This is a genomic window from Mucilaginibacter sp. L196, from assembly GCF_009765905.1.
Taxonomy (GTDB): domain Bacteria; phylum Bacteroidota; class Bacteroidia; order Sphingobacteriales; family Sphingobacteriaceae; genus Mucilaginibacter.
Window position 1 is genome coordinate 1 of record NZ_LMUO01000009.1, and the last position, 20625, is coordinate 20625.

Sequence of the window (20625 nt, forward strand, 5' to 3'; positions counted from 1 at the left end):
GAAAACGCTTTTACAGCATCTGCTGAACTCTGCCGCCAGCTAAATCACTGCTCTCTTTGCCAGTGAATCACATGGTCAGCTTCCCCGGAATACCCACACTATACCCGCACGTCCGCTTTGTTTAAGCAGGTGTATCATTAATATTAAAAACAGGTCGGCGCTTTCCCTAGTACGGTAGGTTAACGGGAAATTGTTTTCGTTACTGTTGGCAACAATGCCGCCAAATGGTGGATTGGCCAATATTACATTTACCCTGTCCTTTTCCGTAAAGTTGCTTAAAGGCTGGTCTAAAGCATCGCCAAACCTAATATTGGGCACTTCAATGTCATGCAGTATTAAGTTAGTGGTCGCTAACAAATAAGGTAATGGTTTATATTCCCACCCGGCAATATTTACTTCGATGCTTTTGCGTTCCTCTACATTTTTAGCCTGCTTTTTCAAATGCTCAATAGCGCAGGTTAAATAACCACCCGTACCGCATGCAGGGTCTAATATTTTTTCGCCGAGTTGTGGGTTTATTGTTTCTGTAATAAACTGTGTTATTGCGCGTGGGGTATAAAACTCACCGCTTTTACCCGCGCTTTGCAATTCTTTTAATATGGTTTCGTATAGTTCGCCAAAGGCATGGCGGTCTTTGGCTACGTTAAAATCTATCTCATTCAGTTTATTCAACACCTTGCGAATATTAATCCCGCTTTTCATGTAATTATTGTTGCCCTCAAATACTTCTCGCACAATGATAGCACGTTTGTTGCCTGTGCTTAGATCAAGGTTACGCAAAGCCGGGAATAACTGGCGGTCAACAAACTCTAATAGTTCGTCGCCAGTTATGCCCTCATCATCGCCAGCCCAGTTGCCTTTTTCGTTTACCCAATGAAATTTATTTGGTATAGGCGAAATATAGTTATCGTCAATCAGCTCTAACTCTTTATCCTTATCTGAAAATATCTTTAGAAACAGCATCCAGCCTAATTGTTCAATGCGCTGGGCATCACCATTTAAGCCGGTGTCCTGCCACATGATGTTCTGAATACTCTTTACTAATCCGCTTATATTACTCATTTATAGTTTTTTATTTTTAAGCTGCTCTAATTCAGCGTTTAACTCGTCTATCAACTCTTTTTCCGATGGGAGGTACAACTTATATTTAGAGGCGAAAATTTGTTTGCTCTCTTTTAGTACCGAGTATTTAACTATGGTTTCATTTTTTTCGGTACATAAAATAAGCCCAATGGTAGGGTTGTCTGAATCTTGTTTTATTTGGTCTTCATAGTAACGGACATATAAATCCATCTGCCCAATATCCTGATGGGAGAGTTTGCCAACTTTCAGATCTACTAGGATAAAACATTTTAGTATGTAATTGTAAAATACCAGATCGATATAAAAATGCTCATGATCTGCCGAGATCCGTTTTTGCCTGGCGACAAAAGAGAAGCCTTTACCCAGTTCTAACAGGAAATACTGTAGCTTACTTAGCAACTCGGTTTCCAGTTCCCTTTCATACAAAGTAGCATTTGGCTGTAATTGCAGAAATTCAAGTACATAAGGGTCTTTTACAAAATCTAAGATAGTTGGTTGGTCTTGTTGGTTCTCTGCTTCGGTCTTGGCAATCAAAGGTTGCTTATTTTTAGATGACAACAATCTTTGAAAATACAAAGAATTGATCTGCCTTTCTAATACCCGTGTGCTCCAATTCTGTTCAGCCGCTTCATTCATGTAGTAGTTTCGGGCTGCCTCATCTTCTACACGTATCAGTAAACGATAATGCGTCCAACTCAATTCTCCACGCAGTGCGTGGAGAATTGAGTTCTCAGATATTTTCTTGCTTGCAATCTGGTTTTCAATGGATTGTGCTTCTTCTTCCAATTCTCCACGCACCGCGTAGGGAATTGATTTATTAGAAAATAATTGATAAAACTTCCTGAAATTATCAAGGTTGGATATAGAAAACCCTTGTCCAAAATCTGCTGTTAATTTTTTGGAGAGTTCTTTTAGAGTATTTTTCCCGTAAGCAGATCGTTCATTACCTTGTTGCTCGTTTTCTACAATCCTTTTCCCAACTTCCCAATACGCCATTACCATTGAAAAATTAACCGCCCTAACGACATTTCCCTTTGCTTGCTCTAAAATAGATTTAATATCAGCATATAACCCGCCTTTACTTACTTCCATAATTATGCCCTTTGATATAACTCTTGTTCCAATTCCTTTAAAGCTTCCTGATATTTGCTTCTGCCTCCAAAAATACCATTTACAATTTCATAAGCCGAACCAAATCCATCAAATGGGTTCACCCTTAAAACTTCCATGCTTTCAATATTACCTATGCCTTCGTCAGCATATTTATCTAACAAGGCTTCTAAAACTTGTTTAGCCTGGTCGCCATACTTGGTGAAATAGTTGCGCTTCTTAACATTATTCACTCTTTCTTTTCGGGTTAAAGGTGGTTGGTCATAAGCTACATGGCATATCAGATCAAACAAATCAACTTCTTTATTTACAGCATCATACAAAGCCTCAACCATAACACCCTGATCTTGGAGTTCAGCTATAATTGCTTCTTTACGGTCGGTATTATTCCACTGCGTTAAAAAATCATTTAACGAGGCAAAGTTCTGTTTTATGATTTCTTTAGTGTGGTCTTTCAGGCTTATGGTAATCGGCTTACCATGCTGGTCAAAATACATTTCGCGGCTAATTAAAATAGAAACATCTACGCCATTAACATATATTTTCTCCCGCTTTTTATACTCAGCACCCGGTTCGGCAACTAAATTTCTGATCTCGGGCGACACAATTTCTATTTCATCGCCCGATATGTCATCTATAATGGGGGTGGTATCTTGCTCTTCCTCATCAATGATGTTACCTAAGTCAGTATCTTGCGAAACAGGCTTTACTCTTAAAGGGTCACCATCAAAATCTTTATCGGCAAACAGGTCGGTTGCGTTTCTGAAATCTAATATGGTAAAATAGAGTTTACCGTGTTCTTCATTGATACGGGTGCCACGCCCTATGATCTGTTTAAATTTAGTCATAGAAGATATATTGGTATCTAATACAATTACTTTACAGGTTTGGGCATCAACGCCGGTTGTCATTAGTTCGGATGTAGTAGCTATAACCGGATATTTTTCTTCAGGATTGATAAAGTTGTCTAACTCCCGCTTGCCTTCGTCGTTATCACCAGTAATCTGCATGACATATTTATAGTTAGCGGCTACCAGATCAGCATTTTGCTTTGATAAGGCTGTACGCATACGTTCGGCATGGTCTATATCCATACAGAACACAATGGTTTTAGCAAAACGATCATAGCCCTTTAAAAACTCTGTAAGTTTTTGGGCGACTAATTCAGTACGCTCTTCAATAACAAGACTACGATCAAAGTCCTTTCGATTGTATATCCGGTCTTCAACCTCAAAACCATCCTTATCTGTTTTGCCTTGTTGCGGCCGCCATCCTTCAGTATCAACGTCCAAACCAATCCTGATAACACGATAGGGCGCAAGAAAACCATCATCTATACCTTGCTTTAGCGAATAGGTATAAACAGGCTCACCAAAATATTCTGTATTACTGGTTTCTTTAGTTTCTTTCGGCGTAGCCGTTAAGCCTACGTGAGTTGCATTTTTAAAATAAGATAGAATTTCACGCCATGAACTATCTTCCTTTGCGCTACCTCTGTGGCACTCATCAATTACAATCAGATCAAAAAAGTCTGGCGAAAATTGTTTGTAAACGTTAGCATCATCATCTGTACCGGATAATCCTTGATATAATGCCAAATAGATTTCATAACTTTTATCAATCTGCCGGTTCTTTACAACCGTCATTTTATCTTTAAAGTGCTTAAAATCACCACGTCTTGTTTGGTCAATCAAAGCATTACGGTCTGCTAAAAACAAGATGCGTTTTTTGGCTCCGCTTTTCCAAAGGCGATGTATGATTTGAAACGCTGTGTATGTTTTGCCGGTGCCGGTAGCCATTACGAGAATGATACGGTTTTGACCTTTGGCAATAGCTTCTACCGTTCTATTAACTGCTATCTGTTGGTAATAACGAGGCTTTCGGCTTGTACCGTCAAAAAAATAATCTTGTGATGCTATTTTTTCGGCGGCTGGTGTAGCTATGCCTTTATAGGTTTTATATTTCTCCCATAGTTGCTCTGGGGATGGGAAATTATCAATACCAATTTCCGTTTCAATATTATCATCGGTAGCTGTACGGTCATGGAATAAAAAGCCATCGCCATTGCTGCTAAATACACATGGTATATCTAATATCTTAGCATAGTCTAAGGCTTGTTGAATACCTGCCCTTACCGAATGTTTATTATCCTTCGCTTCAATTATGGCAATTGGAATGTTGGGTTTATAGTAAAGGATGTAATCCGCCCGCTTCTGCTTACCCCTGGCTGTTAGTTTACCACGAACATAGATCTTGCCATCTGTAAATGAAACTTCTTCTAATAGCTGCGTATGTCTATTCCAGCCCGATGTTTCAAGGGCAGGAGTTATGTATTTAGTACAAATATCACGTTCGGAAAGGCTCTTTTTATCGGGCATAGGTTAAGCGAAACTATTAAAAATAAATAAGCAAGGTAATTAAATCCTTTGATATGGTTTAATCATTTTGGAAAGTATTATTACTTGGCCGTTGTATAGCCGAAGCTGGTGGGTTAAAATATCAAATTGGAAAATAGCAATTTGGTATTTAAACGGATAAACTAGTATCAACCCTGAATTAATTTAGTTATTATTGACTGCCTATATAGCATTAAAAAAATTTAAACCTTACTCATCAATGGATAACCGCGTTTATTACGGACAATACTCATTAAGCCATTGGCTTGATCTTATTTTAAAAGAAAACATTATTCTTCCCGACTACCAACGATTCTTTGTATGGAACCAAACCAAAGTAAAAACGCTCATTGACACATTTCAAAAGAAACAATTTGTGCCGCCTATTACTATTGGCGCTTTTAAAAATGCGCAAACAAACGAAAATCTAATTCTAGATGGCCAACAAAGATTAACAAGCATTCTATTAGCTTACCTTGGCCTATATCCCGATAAACAATATTTTAACAACACAGTTGAACGGTTAGCTAACGAAAATGATGATGAGGCAGAGGATGATGAGCAATTGGATGATATTTTAGCTTGGGATTTTCGGAAACTCACGGAAAAAGGTAGAAACAAAGAAGAAATACGTAATAAGATCGTTGAAGGCAATTACAAGATCGTTGACTTTGAGATTACGGATGATTTTTTGAAAAATACTTTTTTAGGTTTTTCGTATTTGGTACCGCATCTGGACGATCAGCAGGAACAACAAAAATATTATTCTTCAGTCTTCAGAAATATAAACATCCAAGGTGAATCTTTACTTCCACAAGAAAGCAGAGCCTCGTTATATTTCCTTAATAAGAACCTGGTGCCATTCTTTGATCCGGCATTTATGAAAGATTTTGTGATCAAAAATTTTAATACCATCACTAAAGCAGATTTTGTCAGATTCCTAGCCTTATTGTCCCAATATGCTAAAGACGGCAACAGTGACAGGGTTGCAAGAGGTTATAAGCCCAAGATGGAAAAGTATTATGAAGAATATATTTATTCTATGGTTGGGGAAACACCGTCGCCGTTGTTTAAAAATTTTAATGATATTTTTCCCGATGGTAACTACTCTGCGCGATTTGGACATTTAAACCTCGCGATTGAATCGTTAGGTATTCAAAAACAGTTTGGTTCTATAATTGAAATAGATATGTACCTATTTGGCCTTATTTATTCAATAGTTTTTGAGGACAGAGCGGTTGATGTGGCAGCACGGGATGGGCTAAAAGCGGCATTGGATGCGCAGACGCAAATATTTAGGTCCGACGAACGTCACAAGAAAGCACCGAGTGCTATTAAATATCTAAAAGAACGTATTGATGCCTCGATTGGCATTTATAATAACTATACCTATGAACAAGCATAGAGACTTTATTTTATCGCCTATCATTGGTATATTAAAAGAAGTGGTGGCAGCAAATATTGGGATTGGAGATGGCATTGAGACTTATCCGTTAAGCGAATATGTTCTACAATCTGTATTTCTTAAGATGACAGGTTTTCAAGAGCAAAAAATGAAATGCATATGCTGGGAACTAGCAACCGTGGATTATGAATACAGGTACTTTAGATTTACTCAACAAAGGCTTGGCGAGTGTTCAAACTACGCGGAAAAAATGAGCATTTACAAAGACTTGATAGATCTTATAAAAAAGTATGAACCCGGTTTTGATGTGACAGCAGAACTTGACAGAAATTTAATTTCAGCCGAAACTTTATCCGAGATTAAAGCACTTTTTGTAGGCTCTAATGTAGCTACCTGGGCTCAGAATAACTTTCACGATTTTTTAAATGATAACAATGTAATTCCTGCAAATCAATTTGCATCTAACAGTAGTTTGTTAGAGAACAATCTCAAACCAAAATACGAGCTATTATACAAGCATAGAAACCGATGTGCTCATAATACACTTTCTTATCAAGATAATTTACCAACTTTAAAAACGCTATTTATCTCAAATCCTAAAGACGATAATTATTTCGTTAGGTTTACGCTTCTGATTTTGATTGACAAAATATTTATTGCTTTGTATGAAAAATATAACGTAATGGTAGATGACAATTAAAATATTAAATTAGTCAAATGGAGCTGCTACCCAATCGTCGCTCACAGTGAGATCGAGGAAGCCTTCGTCATCCGGATTTTTAAGGAATTCGAACTCTTTATTCAATCGGTGCCATTTTAATAACTTAATTCGAAAATTGATAAATACAACTAATTCACAGTCGCCCGGGAATCCATTGGTTATACACGCTTTAAGCCGATAAGTAATTAATTCACATTGACTTAGTTGCTCTGTTTAATTCGCTTTCTTCGTTATGAATAAGATAGGATAAAAGGAGTTTGCCTTTCGGGCTGAGAAAGCCCAGTTCGAAAGAGATTTCCTGCAAACTTGCGATGTAACTATCCGCATCCTTAAAAATGGTGATTGATTGAATAAACTGATGAATTACGTCCGCATGCTTTTGATTTGAAGTGGAAAGCTTATTATAGAGTATAAAAGCGATTTCTTTGTAATTCTCAATGTCATCCGCAGCCGTAGCACCGTTGTCAGCCCAGAAAAAATCGATGATTTTTACGTTGCCAAATGCGTCTATCATGACGTTATGCCATTTCAAATCGCCGTGAATTACGCCGAAGTAATGCGCCTTTTCCATTCCTTTGGCCAACTGTTCTAAAACACTATTGTAATAATTGAGAGAAATGAAAACGTCGGGTTTTAATACATTTTCGAGTGTATCACCGTCTATGTATTCCATTATATAACCGATAAACGTGTTTTCACCATCTTGGACAGAAACCAATCCATAAACAGTTGCAATCTCAGGTTCGGCAGACAATAAAGCCAGCTTCCTAAATTCGACAATTTGGTAGTCATTGAAATTTTTAACTTCAAATACTTTTAAGACGTAATATTTACCGGTTACCGATTCTGTAAAGCTATAAACTCCTTTATCCTTGTCGATGGGTGTGCAAGTAGTTAACTCAATTGTCTTGGTTGATCGAAAGTCAAACATATATTTAATAGGCTTAAAGGCAGGTTTATTTTTGAAAGGTCGAGATACGGATGCCTTTTTTTTCTTCTGTCCGTTTTGATATATATTGTAGTGTCTTTAAGTTATTGACAAAATAATTGTTTTCTTCGCCATGGGGTAATAGTGGACGTCGGCCTTTTATGGCAACCTCTGAATAGGGTTGTGGTAACAATTCCAACATGGTGGTTACATCGACAGCCGTGAAACTAATAAAGTTCATATTGAATAGCTTGATGCGATCCTGTAATGTTAGCGTTTTAGTTAAAATAGCCATTAAAGTTCTCTTTTTTAACTTAAATGCAGTATTCGAGATAGCTAAAAGCCCTATGACGGCAAGCAGGGTTGTATTCACAATTACGATGTCTTCTTCTACGGAATAAAGCACAACCAGTTTTTGACCAATATCAAACTTGTCCGACTTAAGTAATTTGATTAGATCTTCGGCATCCAACGGGTATCTACCTATATCTGCGATAAATGATTCTTTTTGACCCTCTGCTAATCCGATATGCTGGCTTTCGAAATTAGTTTTTAACGAAGCAAAATTTTCAGGTGAAAGCAACACCAGGTTATTATCAATCAGAATTTCTGTACGGTCTTCATCCATTTCTGCGAAATCTGGTTCCGGTTCGATTTCCGTTATTGATTTCACTAAAAATTCGAATGCCTTAGTTGTAATTGATGGTGCTTTAAGTAACGCGACAATCAATAAGTTTTCACTTTCAACGGAAGATTCGCTATTTTTAATTAAATCTTCGCTTAAGGCTTCCGCATTTGGCAAGTGATTTAAAAACAAAATGGCCTGATCCGTTAATTCATTCTCATTGGTTTCGAAAGAATTAAGTATGTTATTCCAAGCTGGCGCTACGCGCAGATTGTGTAATAGAAGTGTGTCGAGTTCATTAGTTCCAGATTGACCCAACCGAGAAATAATCGCTGTTGTCTTATCCAGAATAGCCTTTTTGTCCTCGATTTCGAGATCTTCCTTATTGAGGAGTTCGATGAGTGTTTCTTCGGGCTCTAAGGTATTGCTCTTTAAAGGCAAATAAATCATGGCGACATATTCGGGTATGTTTTCGTTTACATAGGTGATTAATGACGAAGCTTCAGAGGTTTGTATGGCTTCATAATTTGCTTTGTCAAAACTGTTTTCATCGTATATGCCTTTTACTTGCATTACCCTCCGAACCATCGTTTCTGTTAGTTCGTAAGCATTTTGTTTATAGATATAATCTACCGGACCTTGTGGCGCATCTGCCAGGTTAATATCGGAGAATTTTATTTTCAGGGCAACGATAACTGATTCCAGTTTCTCAGGATGGGTTAAATCAGAAAGTAAGTTTTGACAGCTCATCAATGCGCTTCTTAGATTACTCTCTTTTGCCATTTTTTCTATGTCTTCCAAATCGGCATAACTTATTATAAGATTCAAATACTTGAATTTTTGCTCGTCAGAATAAGCACTTTGCTGACTGATCACGTGCCAGAATTGCTGCCAGGCTTTTGCAGTTTTATTGATGAAACCACCAATGTTTTCACAAACGTCTATAAACCCATCAATGAATGTTAATGTTCCCTTAGAAGCAAGCTTGAGCACATGAATAGTTGCACTAATTTGAGAATCATATTTCTTATCGGTAAGCAAGAAATCTAAAAGAGAATAATTCAAAGTATAAGCTTGTTCAAAATCGTTTAAGCCGATTTTAGGTACTAGTTTTTCCAAATGCTGAAGTTGAAAATCAAAGTCTGTTGCGACTTGGCTTTTTACATTTAACAAGAAATCCCGGTCATCTTTTGTGATTGATCCCTCGTAGAAAATGGAAATATAATCTAGGTATTCTTCGTCAACGTGGCCAGCCCTCATTAAAACATTCAACAATAATGACTTTTTCTTGTCTTCAATTTCAATTTTCAATGCCCCGGTCGACATCAATTCCTTTAACTTAAGATGGCGTGCGCCAGTTTTCTTTTTCTCTTTTTCAGCTATTTGCCGTCTTAAAGCGGCAATATTGCTGTCACTGTCTTTGGTGATTTCCGCTACACGTTCTTCGTAGGTTTTTTTGGGATCGACTTCTTTTTCAATCGTTTTGAAATCAACATCGGCCAAAGCATTTGATAGATTGTATGAATTATTCCATTGGATAAACCCGAAATTATTATAACGCAGTTTTTTATCAATTAGTAACTGAAACAGCTTCGCATCTGCCACATCCTCAAGTGGATATTGCTTATCAATATGATAAAATCCGTGAAAATATTGAAGATGCTTTGGATAGCGAACCAAGTATAGCATCCGCAAATCTTTTATGTCGGTAATTTTAAGTTCGGCAAGGCGTTTCACTTCCTCTTTTAACCCCTCAATTTCTTCTTCTATTTGTTTTTGTAAACTTGCTACATGTGTTTGTTTATTTGCAAATATCTTGTACAATTCCCCATCCCGGTTACTGAGCTTGACAAAATCGTTTGGAAAGATATTTTTGTAAACAACCATACTCAATAATTTATTTTGACTGAGTTTTTTATCAAGCAATCCTTTGTATAGATGATACTCATTTGTGATGTTATATAACAAACGCATATCATCAACGAATAAGCCAATATCATCGATCAGGTCATCAGAAATATTATATTCGTTTTCTTGAACGATCTTTAGTAGTTTGTTGTTTGAATTTGATGAGTTGATTACAGGAATAACTGGAATTATAAAATCAAAGAACTTTGTACGGTCCTTATCCTGAAACATATCATCGCGCACCGCATAAACGAAAGTCACATCCTTTTTAACCTTTTTTGAATTATTGATCAGAAGATTTAATTCGCGTAATTTTGTGAATATTTCTGTTTGCTCAAATCTGTCCAGATCTTCAATGATCACAACATCATAAGGTGTAACTTCGAAGAAGTACAAAATCTCGTCAAGATGATTGTTAAGTATTGATTTACTGATGCCTTCATCAATTTCAATTTCCGCATCCTTGAATTTCAATTTACTGACCTTAATGCTATTCAGTAGTCGTATAGAGCGATATAAAATATAAAATACGCCGAGGATAAAAACGGCTAGGCTGATATAATGTACAATAATTTGATGATCCGAAGTTATCGAAATTCCGAACAGCTTGTAAAATTGTTCTTTAGTAAAAAGATTAAAACCACAAAGCAGAAGGACTAAAATACTTAACGCTATTCCAATTAAGTAACTTTTTTTAAAGCTTCGGATCTTCTTAAATCTCGAGTCTGGGATCTTGCTGTCTTTTTCATGATAAAATATTTGTTGAAGTATGCTCAGTTCTATGAGGCGAAGTAAATCTTTACTTTCATCCCTCATCTCTTTTGTTTTTTTACCTTGTTTGGAAATCTCTTTAAGTTCTTCTTTGAAAGTGGCAAGAGACAGATTTAAAAATTTGAACTGCTTTTTATGTTGTGTTTGAAAGGTCTTGAGAATACTGCTCTTACCCGAGCCATATGGCCCTGTTAGCGCAATATTCTTAATGTCCTGTTCTTTCCGGTTTTGTAATGCCCACAATAGTGCGTCGGTGTACTCCCCTTCCTCAACGGTTCCGATTGGCGAAAGCGAATGATAAGGGTGACTTACTCTTTGATCTTCAGCAATAGTTGTCTCACGATATTTTTGAAGAATTTTTATAAACCTGTCTAGCAGGCGAAGCAGCCATGATTTCATGTGATAACAATAGGTTAAACAAGTTAAGATGATAAAGTTACAACCTTTTCGTGAGCTTGTGAATTGTGTTATTAGTAGATTAGGTTTCAGAAGAATTTATTAAAAGATCACTGCGTTTTCATGATGAAATACGGTTGATAAAATGTTACCTCCACCTATTCAGGATATTAACTTTTTTTAAATATCAATTTTAATACATTCACCCTAATTCTGTGACAAAATAATTGAAATTTTACCCTAATTCTGTGACAATAAAATTCAATTCAGCTGGTGTCACCTTTAAAAAAGTGGCGAAAAATGATCCTAATCACTAGCAATCAAGTACTGCACGCTAATCGCTTATAATAAAAGAACCATCAATTGGCAAAATCACTTTAGGCGCCGCCGACAGTTTTAGCGCAATACATAGAATGGTTTGTCGCACAGAAAATTTAATTAATGCCTAACGGGAGCGAACTGGGCAATTTTAACTATGCAAAAGCTAATAATTTTCACTTGCAGCGAACATTTAGTAATTTTGATTTATATGCGAAACATGGCGATGCGAGATCAAAATGCGTTACAAATACGTAACAGTGAAATAATTTAAGGTTATAAAATACTGACAATTAGGATATTATATACACTGAGGCTCTTGCTGTTAATCAGAGGGCCCCTGGTTCGAGTCCAGGCTCAGGAGCTTGAAAATCATAATTTAAACCCTACTCTGGCGAGTGGGGTTTTTTATTTGCATAAAATTTGCATAAAAAAGCAACGATGACATGGTATAAACGAAAAAGCCACAAATTAAATTGGGCCTCATACCAGCTTGATTGATACATTACCAAAATATTGTTTTGATACTCTTTTTAAAAGCTGCCCCTTGTGGATTCCCTTTTTATCAGGTTGGATTTTAATATAATGGTTTCATTCGGCTCATACCATCGTTTATTAAATATTTTAAATAAAATGCCTGCCGCTTCCATACCTATTTCAAAAGCAGGTTGGTTAATAGTAGTAAGCGACGGATTAAGCAGTTCGGCGTGGGCAAGGTTTGAGAAACTAATGAGTTTTAAATCATTTGGTATATTTAATTGCAGTTCCTTGCAGGCATAATAACAAGGCATGGCAAGCTCCTCTATAGAGGATAATATACCATCGGGTTTCTGTTCAGTGATAAGCTTTTTGATAAGCGAGTAGTTTTCATCACCGTTCGCGCCACTTTCCATAATTAATTCTTTATCATCCGGGAACGCATTGTCTTTTAAAGCGTCAAGATAACCCCGTAGCCGATTTTTACCGGTTGATAAGGTGTTAAGAGCCAATAAATATCCTATTTTTTTACACCCGTTTTCAATAAGGTGTTGTACGGCATTATAGGCACTTTCATAATCGTCGGTAGTTATTTTTACCCCTTCAATGTCATCATGTACTCTGTCAAAGAAAACCACCGGCAATTGGTCGCTTATTTTTTTAAGCTGTTCTTTGTCAACATTTTCACAGGCAAGGGATATTAAAATACCATCAACGCGCCCGCTTAAAAGGCGCATCAGAAAGGATGCTTCAATTTCGCTACTCTCGTGCGTTTGGTAAATCAATACATGATAATCCCGTTCACGTGCTACTTCTTCAATACCGTTAATGGCAAGTGAAAAAAAGTTATTGGCAATTTCAGGTACTATTACCGCAATTGTTTTACTTTTTTGCTTGCGCAGGCTACTGGCAAATGGATTGGGTTCATAGTTTAGCTTTTTGGCCATTTCATGCACCCGAATCTTGGTTTCACGGCTAATCTCGTGGCTATCGCGGAGAGCTCTTGAAACTGTTGCCGCTGATAAATTCAGTTCAAAGGCAAGCTTTTTTATATTGACTGCTCCCATTTTTATAAGTATAATATATTGGTTTATTAGTGTGTAATATACTATTATTCCGTAAACGTTTACGTAAATAAATACTACCAAATTGATAAAAGCGATTTCTAAAATTTTCACTTTTAGATAATCTTGTAATTTGAATGTCACAAAAAAGCGAGTTTTAAGTGCCATTTATTTAACCAGACAACTTGTAATCAAGTAAACCTTTGCTACCAATTTTAATAATAACGCATCTATTAAGTGTTTGTTAAACAGTTATAGATATTAAACCAATGTATTGTACTTTGCTTTTAATTAAGCTATAAAAAAGTCACCAATTAAATAAACCAATATGATAACAATTAGACAAAAACTATTTATGGCAAGATATCTGTTTGGTATCGTGTTATTGTTCTTTTGCTTTAGTAATGCCGGTGCGCAAACCGGCGTTGTTAAAGGAACTGTAAAGGACACCAAAGGGAACCCGTTGGCAGGTGTAACTGTACAGTTAAAGGGTAGTAACAAAGCAACTTCAACATCAGTTGAAGGGAATTTTTCTATTAATGCCAATAATGGAAATGTATTACTGTTCCGCTTTGTTGGCTTTCAGCCACTTGATGTAACTGTAGGCGACGGAAGCCACATTAATGTAACGCTTACCGAAAGCCATACAACATTGAATGACGTAGTGGTTGTAGGTTATGGTACCAGCAGCCGCCAAACACTCACGAGTTCTATTTCCACCATTAAACAGTCAGATATGAACCAAGGTTCTATATCCGACGTGGGGCAACTGCTCCAGGGTAAAGTTCCCGGTCTTAACATTACTGCCAGTGGGGACCCGAATGGTACAGCAGCTGTAATTTTACGTGGGGCCTCAACCGTAAACAGCCCAGGCTCACCGTATTATGTGATTGATGGTATTCCCGGCGCCGACATATCGGCTGTAGCGCCTAATGACATTGTTTCAATAGATGTATTAAAAGATGCTGCAGCCACGGCAATTTACGGTAATAAAGCATCCAGCGGCGTTATCATGGTTACTACCCGCCGCGGCAAAAAGGGCCAGTCACAGATAACTTACAGTGGCTATGAAGGCATGGAAAAAGTTAGCAGTACGCTTAACCTTATGAATTCAAGTCAACTAAATGCATACTTAAAAGCAAATAATGCTGTCGCTACTCCAGGCGAGAACCTAGGTGCAAATACAAACTGGATGGATGCTATTGAGCGTTCCACCGCTTATTCGCAAAATCATAACCTGTCGCTTACAGGCGGTGGGGAGCATAGCACGTATGCTGCCAGCTTGAATTACTTTAATAAAGAAGGTATTTTGTCCGCCAGCTCTCTACAGCGCGTTATCGGTCGCCTGAACATTGACCAATATGCATTGAATGACAAATTGAAATTCAGCATTAACCTATCCAACTCTTACAGCACATCAAACAATGAGCCACTTGAAAACATTGTGCTGCTGCAAGCTGCAAAACACCTGCCTATGTCGCCTGTAAAAAATGCCGATGGTAGCTATTTTGAGGATCTTTCAGTTCCAAATCTTTTTAACCCAGTTGCAATGGTTGCTAACTCGCAAGACAAGTCAAACTATAACGTGTTGCTTGGCGCTTTTGATACCGAACTCAAACTGCCATTCGGTTTAAAATACAATATCAATCTGGATTATGAGAAAACCACCTGGAACGATGGTACATACTATAGCAGTTACTTCAACCAATACCCAACATCTGGTTTTTACAGCAACCCAAATCCCGGTATAGGTATATCGCACTCACTTATTACTTTTGGCACAAACGGCCTTGCCGACAGGCAAACCTATGCCAATACCACCAAAACCATTGAGTCTTTTCTGACTTGGGACAAGTCATTTGGCAAGAATAACATCAACGCCGTACTGGGATACTCTTATCAACAATATATATATGGCGATGGTTTTCAAACATCATCAACAAATTTCCCGACTGACAATACCGGATTTGAAAACCTGAGCTTAGCCAATCCTTATGCCGTGTCAGGCTACCGTATTAATCAAGGTAGCGACTTTACTTACGGTACTATTCTGAATATATCCGACTTCTTACGCGTAAATTACAATTATGATCAGAAGTATCTTTTTCAAGGATCGATCAGGCGTGATGGCAGCTCGGTTTTTGGCGCCAATAACTATTGGGGCTACTTCCCATCAGTTGGTTTGGGTTGGGTTATCTCGAAAGAAGATTTCATGAACGATCAGTCGGTATTTAATAATCTGAAGTTACGCGCAAGCTATGGTGTAACAGGTAATTCATCTGGCATTGGCGCTTATACCGCTAAGCTTGTTTATGGCACCAGTGGTACATTTTATGACAATGGTATTCAAACAGCAGCTTACGGGCCAATACAAGGTTCAAATCCTGACTTAAAATGGGAACGTACTGCAACAGCAGATGTCGGTGTGGATTTTAGTATATTGAAAGGAAAGCTTTCCGGTGATATTGATGTGTATAATAAAAATACCACCAATATGTTGTTTCAATACTCTGTTTCGCAAGCGCTGGTGCCAGGTGGTTCTATCTGGACAAATGGCGGTAGTATCAACAACAAAGGCATCGAATTAGGCCTGTCAGCTAACCCGGTAAGTTCGCCGGTATTTAGTTGGACAAGCTCATTATCTGCCAGCTACAATAAGAATAAAATTACCAGTTTAAAGAGCCCTTATGGCAATAGCGACTCCATCCGATATTCAGACCCTGAAGGAGCCGGACAAACTGGTGCAACACTGCAAATACTAAAGGTAGGCCAGCCGCTTGGCGAATTCTTTGCTTATAAATACGCTGGTAAAGATGCAAACGGCAATTCTTTATTTTATAAGAAAGGTGGCGGTACTACTACCACCCCAACTATAGGTACAGATTATTTCTATCTGGGTAGTCCACAGCCTAAAGTAATATTAGGCTGGAGCAACACCTTCAGGTATAAAAACCTTGATCTGAACATATTCCTGAGGGGAGTATTCGGTAACAAGATATTTGATGCTACCCGTGCCGACCTATCATATACTACCGGTGCAACGGAATATAACCTGCTCGAATCAGCCGCAAACGACAAAATGACTGATACCAAGAATTCTTATTACTCTGATCGGTATGTCGAAAATGGTTCTTATGTAAAACTGGATAATGCCACATTGGGCTACAATTTCAAAATGCCTTTCAGCGGCGTTAGTAGCATCAGGGTATATTTTACCGGCAACAACCTACTAACTGTTACTGGTTATAAAGGTATTGACCCGGAAATAAACCAGGGCGGTATATCACCAGGTATTGATTATAATAACTTTTATCCTAAAACGCGTACACTGCTTGTGGGCGCTGTTATCTCTTTACAATAATGTTAAATACAATGATTAAGAACATGAAAAAGATATTTTTTGGAATAACAGGCATTTTATTTATCTGCCTGGTAATTTCCTCCTGCCACAAAATTGACGTGCCGGTAACTTCGGAGCTTACCCCGTCTGTATTTCCAATAACCCAGGCACAATTTGAGGAAGCCTCGGGCCCGGTTTACATTGCTGTGAGAAATGACTACTCCGGATCTTACTTTTTTTGCGAAGATGCTTCTACAGACGAAGCCGTGCTACCAACATTCGGCGGTAACTGGCTTGATGGTAATAAGTATGTTGAATTGCATCGCCACACCTGGACACAGGATAACGCCTGGGTAAATTCATTATGGACTTACTGCGAAAACATCATAGGCGTCAGCAATCAAACCTTATCCATATTTAATTCTGCCCCAACCGGCAGTGCTAAAAACACGGGTATAGCCGAAATAAAAACCATGCGTGCTTTTGCTTACTTCATGCTGATGGACAATTATGGTAATGTACCGTTAGATACGCTTTATGGCAATACCGTGTTACATACTAATACGCCCCGCACACAAGTATTTACATGGATAGAAAGCCAGTTAAAGGCGGCAATTCCATATTTACCAACCGCAACAGGTACTACAACATATGGTAAACCAACTCAATGGTTCGCCTACTCCCTGCTTGCAAAAATGTATCTTAATGCACAGGTTTACACGGGGACAAGCCGCAATGATGACTGCATTGCCGCCTGCGATCAGGTTATAAGTTCAGGGTCTTTCGGGCTTGAACCGATGGCAACCTATTTGCAACAATTTTATCCTACTAATGGGCCGAGCATGAAGGAATTCATTTTCGCAATACCTTATGATGCATCGGTAACAAGCGGCTATATGTTCTATGCAAGATATGACCTAAACCGTAACTTGGGTATAAAGTACTCATATTCCGGTTCAACGGCAGGTTCTTATGTCGACCCTGTATTGAACCAAAGTACTGGTAACGGTTTGGTAAATAATCAACCAAGCGGGCCGCGAATGACAACAGCTTCCTATTATGCCCATTTTGACGACCCCAATGATATACGTAATAAACAATGGTTAACAGGCCCGCAGTATTGGGCTGATGGTACGCCCATAATGGTCTATACAACCAATTTAGGATATAACCAGTTTTATACCGGTAGTAACCCATCCGGTAGTTATACTTATGCGCTTAACATAACCCCGTTGGTAGATAATGGGTCACGCAACGGGGCAACATCATTTGACCTGGGTAACGACGAAATTGCCTGGAACATAGGTATTCGTAACATCAAGTTTTTTCCTGACTATACTAATACGATCAGCAGGAACCAGAACAATGACATACCAGTTTTCCGTTATTCCGATATCATACTAATGAAAGCTGAAGCGATTTTAAGAGGAGGCACAGCAACTTTAGGTGCCACAGCGCTGTCATTGATCAACCAGATAAAAGCCGTTCGTACCACTACACCGGCATTAGCCAGCGTAACGCTTAACGATATCTATAACGAACGTTGCAAAGAGTTCGCCTGGGAATCATGGCACCGTAATGACATGATCAGATTCGGTCATTACGAAGATAGCTGGGGCCTGGGTAAAACAAATACAGACACTTATCGTGAAATTTTCCCGATCCCTACTATAGGCTTTCAATCAAACCCTAAACTGGTGCAAAACACAGGTTATTAATAGAATATAATATAAAGTTTGATATGTGTTGATAATAGAATGTGGGCTACAACCCGCATTCTATTATTTTTTAATGATATTTAATAGCGTAATACTAACCTATTACTACCCTATTTTATATCCTCTGTTTATGAAAAAAAATAATTACTATCTTAAATTCAGTATTAGTGTTTTGCTTGCAATTGTTGTAGGTAATACTAAGGTATTGGCGCAACTTAACATTCCTGCATCTTATGCGCTCATTAAAAGGGTAATCCCCCAAAGATATTCATCATTTATGGTTGAACCACTTACAGCTGGCGATAAAGATGATTTTGAAATCGAAAGCAAACACAATAAAATTATATTAAGAGGTAATAATGGTGTCGCGGTAGCCTCGGCACTGTATAACTATCTTACTCAATATTGCCATTGCCAGGTAACCTGGAACGGTACTAATCTAAACTTACCTAAAGTGTTGCCAGTTGTTCCACATAAAATTCATAAAACAACCCCGTATAATTACCGCTATTACCTTAATTATTGCACTTTTAACTACAGCATGAGCTGGTGGGGTTGGGACAGGTGGCAAAAGGAAATTGACTGGATGGCCCTCCACGGCATCAACATGCCGCTGGCGCTCACCGGGCAGGAATATACCTGGTACGAAGTTTACAAAAGCATGGGTTTTTCTGATGCTGATTTAAAGGATTTTTTCTGCGGCCCTGCTTATTTTTCATGGTTCTGGATGGGGAATCTGGATGGTTGGGGTGGTCCGCTGCCATTAAGCTGGATGCAAAGTCATCGTGATTTACAGCAAAAGATACTACGGAGCGAACGCGACTTGGGTATGACACCAATTCTACAATCTTTCACCGGGCATGTACCGCCATCATTCCAAAAATATTTTCCGGCATCAAAACTTAAAAAAATTAACTGGAACAACGGCTTTGCCGATACTTATATATTAGATACTAAAGATTCGCTTTTTGCCGAAATAGGTCGCAGGTTTATTGAAACACAAACCAGACTTTACGGAACAGATCATTTATATTCTGCCGATACCTTTAATGAGAACGAACCGCCAACCAATGATACGAGCTACCTTTCGGCTTTAAGTGCACGGGTGTACCAGGCCATGAGCAATGCCGACCCAAAAGCAACATGGGTAATGCAGGGATGGTTGTTTTACAATGATAGGAAATTTTGGAAGGCCCCCCAGATTAAGGCTTTGCTGGACGCTGTACCCAATGAGCACATGATAATTCTTGATCTGGCTGCCGAGATTGAACCGGTTTGGAAACGTACCGATGCCTTTTACGGCAAACCTTGGATATGGAATATGCTGCACAACTTTGGAGGTAACATTGTACTTTTTGGCCGTATGAGCGAAGTAGCCAATGGTCCGGCAACAGCGTTGAAAGATCCAAAATCAAAGCAAATGGAGGGGATAGGCCTTACAATGGAAGCTATTGAACAAAACCCAGTGCTTTATGAGCTCATGACCAGCAATACCTGGCAGGATGAACCCATTAATCTTGATGAATGGTTAAAACAGTACCAAGTAAACCGATATGGCCATATTAATAAATACACACAACAAGCCTGGAAGGTACTACGCAATACCGTTTATAACGGCGGAAACATTATAAGAGACGGGTCGGAATCTATTATTACCGGTAGGCCAACGCTTGATTCCAATACCGTTTGGACACATACAACTCTCAACTATAAACCCCAATATTTTTTGCCCGCCTGGGATGCGATGATGAAGGCTATCCCAAGCTGTAGCAGCAGTGATGGCTTCCGCTATGACCTGGTGGATGTAACCCGGCAGGCACTGGCCAACTACGCACTGCCATTGCAAATCAAGTGGGTAAATGCCTATCGCCAAAAAAATAGAGCTGATTTTGAAAAATACAGTCGGGAATATTTGCAACTTATTAGCGATATGGATGCGCTGTTAGCAACCCGTAAGGATTTTTTATTGGGCCCATGGCTGGCTGATGCCCGTAAACAAGGTAATACCATAACCGAAAAGGATTTGTATGAACGCAATGCACGTGATCTGATTACCCTTTGGGGTAATGCCAATAGTCCGCTGCATGAGTACTCGTGCAGACAATGGAGTGGATTGCTCAATGATTTCTATAAAGTTAGGTGGGAGAAGTTTTTCGCTTTACTGGATAATGCGCTACGACAAGGGAAGGAAGCTGATATAACGGGCTTTGATAAATCAATAAGCCAATGGGAATGGCAATGGGTAAACAGCCATAAAAATTACCCGTTGCAAGCCAGTGGTAACAGTATAAGCCAGGCCAATGCTATTTATAATAAATATCGTAAAGTGATAGGGGCGGTTTATAAATAATGAAATATTTAAAAA

General features: G+C 38.5%; 11 protein-coding genes. 5 read left to right on the forward strand and 6 right to left on the reverse strand.

All coding sequences use genetic code 11. The features are described 5' to 3' along the window. Positions 1-75 precede the first annotated feature (75 nt). The 3 genes from GSQ74_RS03530 to hsdR are packed head-to-tail and all read right to left on the reverse strand — an operon-like array spanning position 76 to position 4571. The gene (locus GSQ74_RS03530) at positions 76-1062 is read right to left on the reverse strand and encodes a class I SAM-dependent DNA methyltransferase (protein ID WP_216846672.1); all 987 of its coding nucleotides are present in this window, start codon (positions 1060-1062) and stop codon (positions 76-78) included. Then, positions 1063-2175 carry a YhcG family protein gene (locus GSQ74_RS03535; protein WP_158990135.1) on the reverse strand — a complete coding sequence of 371 codons (1113 nt, stop codon included), beginning with the start codon at positions 2173-2175 and terminating at the stop codon, positions 1063-1065. A gap of 2 nt (positions 2176-2177) precedes the next feature. Further along, on the reverse strand, positions 2178-4571 hold the full coding sequence (hsdR, locus tag GSQ74_RS03540; RefSeq protein ID WP_158990137.1) for an EcoAI/FtnUII family type I restriction enzme subunit R: 2394 nt from the start codon (positions 4569-4571) through the stop codon (positions 2178-2180). A gap of 238 nt (positions 4572-4809) precedes the next feature. Between hsdR and GSQ74_RS03545 the strand changes: the two genes are divergently transcribed. Both GSQ74_RS03545 and GSQ74_RS03550 read left to right on the forward strand, forming a co-directional pair. After that, complete coding sequence (locus tag GSQ74_RS03545) at positions 4810-5994, forward strand: DUF262 domain-containing protein (RefSeq protein ID WP_158990139.1); 1185 nt, start codon at positions 4810-4812, stop codon at positions 5992-5994. After that, on the forward strand, positions 5981-6694 hold the full coding sequence (locus GSQ74_RS03550) for a hypothetical protein (RefSeq protein WP_158990141.1): 714 nt from the start codon (positions 5981-5983) through the stop codon (positions 6692-6694). Before GSQ74_RS03545 ends, GSQ74_RS03550 begins: the two co-directional genes overlap by 14 nt. 211 nt (positions 6695-6905) lie before the next feature. On the opposite strand, the gene GSQ74_RS03555 is transcribed toward GSQ74_RS03550, so the two are convergent. From GSQ74_RS03555 to GSQ74_RS03565, 3 genes are all read right to left on the reverse strand, one after another. Continuing rightward, a complete protein-coding gene (locus GSQ74_RS03555; protein ID WP_158990143.1) occupies positions 6906-7646 on the reverse strand; it encodes a protein kinase in 741 nt (246 codons plus the stop codon). 25 nt (positions 7647-7671) lie between these two features. Then, positions 7672-11346, reverse strand: a complete 3675-nt coding sequence (locus GSQ74_RS03560) for a hypothetical protein (protein ID WP_158990145.1) — start codon at positions 11344-11346, stop codon at positions 7672-7674. Positions 11347-12194: 848 nt separating this feature from the next. Continuing rightward, positions 12195-13205 (reverse strand): LacI family DNA-binding transcriptional regulator, encoded by a 1011-nt coding sequence (locus tag GSQ74_RS03565; protein ID WP_158990147.1) that lies wholly within the window; start codon positions 13203-13205, stop codon positions 12195-12197. A 325-nt stretch (positions 13206-13530) separates the two neighbouring features. On the opposite strand from GSQ74_RS03565, the gene GSQ74_RS03570 reads away from it, so the two are divergent. The 3 genes from GSQ74_RS03570 (at position 13531) to GSQ74_RS03580 (ending at position 20610) form a co-directional block, all read left to right on the forward strand. Beyond that, positions 13531-16563, forward strand: a complete 3033-nt coding sequence (locus GSQ74_RS03570) for a SusC/RagA family TonB-linked outer membrane protein (protein WP_254060804.1) — start codon at positions 13531-13533, stop codon at positions 16561-16563. 23 nt (positions 16564-16586) lie between these two features. After that, entirely contained in the window at positions 16587-18260 is a 1674-nt protein-coding gene (locus GSQ74_RS03575; RefSeq protein ID WP_158990149.1) for a RagB/SusD family nutrient uptake outer membrane protein, read from the forward strand. A gap of 130 nt (positions 18261-18390) precedes the next feature. Continuing rightward, positions 18391-20610, forward strand: a complete 2220-nt coding sequence (locus GSQ74_RS03580; protein WP_158990151.1) for an alpha-N-acetylglucosaminidase — start codon at positions 18391-18393, stop codon at positions 20608-20610. The last annotated feature ends 15 nt before the right edge of the window (positions 20611-20625 follow it).

Excerpts from the sequence above, each read along its gene's own strand:
- GSQ74_RS03555 (WP_158990143.1), bottom strand. The coding sequence starts at position 7,646 with ATGTTTGACTTTCGATCAACCAAGACAATTGAGTTAACTACTTGCACA.
- GSQ74_RS03560 (WP_158990145.1), bottom strand. The coding sequence starts at position 11,346 with ATGAAATCATGGCTGCTTCGCCTGCTAGACAGGTTTATAAAAATTCTT.
- GSQ74_RS03545 (WP_158990139.1), top strand. The coding sequence starts at position 4,810 with ATGGATAACCGCGTTTATTACGGACAATACTCATTAAGCCATTGGCTT.
- GSQ74_RS03575 (WP_158990149.1), top strand. The coding sequence starts at position 16,587 with ATGAAAAAGATATTTTTTGGAATAACAGGCATTTTATTTATCTGCCTG.
- GSQ74_RS03550 (WP_158990141.1), top strand. The coding sequence starts at position 5,981 with ATGAACAAGCATAGAGACTTTATTTTATCGCCTATCATTGGTATATTA.
- GSQ74_RS03530 (WP_216846672.1), bottom strand. The coding sequence starts at position 1,062 with ATGAGTAATATAAGCGGATTAGTAAAGAGTATTCAGAACATCATGTGG.
- GSQ74_RS03570 (WP_254060804.1), top strand. The coding sequence starts at position 13,531 with ATGATAACAATTAGACAAAAACTATTTATGGCAAGATATCTGTTTGGT.
- hsdR (WP_158990137.1), bottom strand. The coding sequence starts at position 4,571 with ATGCCCGATAAAAAGAGCCTTTCCGAACGTGATATTTGTACTAAATAC.
- GSQ74_RS03535 (WP_158990135.1), bottom strand. The coding sequence starts at position 2,175 with ATGGAAGTAAGTAAAGGCGGGTTATATGCTGATATTAAATCTATTTTA.
- GSQ74_RS03565 (WP_158990147.1), bottom strand. The coding sequence starts at position 13,205 with ATGGGAGCAGTCAATATAAAAAAGCTTGCCTTTGAACTGAATTTATCA.
- GSQ74_RS03580 (WP_158990151.1), top strand. The coding sequence starts at position 18,391 with ATGAAAAAAAATAATTACTATCTTAAATTCAGTATTAGTGTTTTGCTT.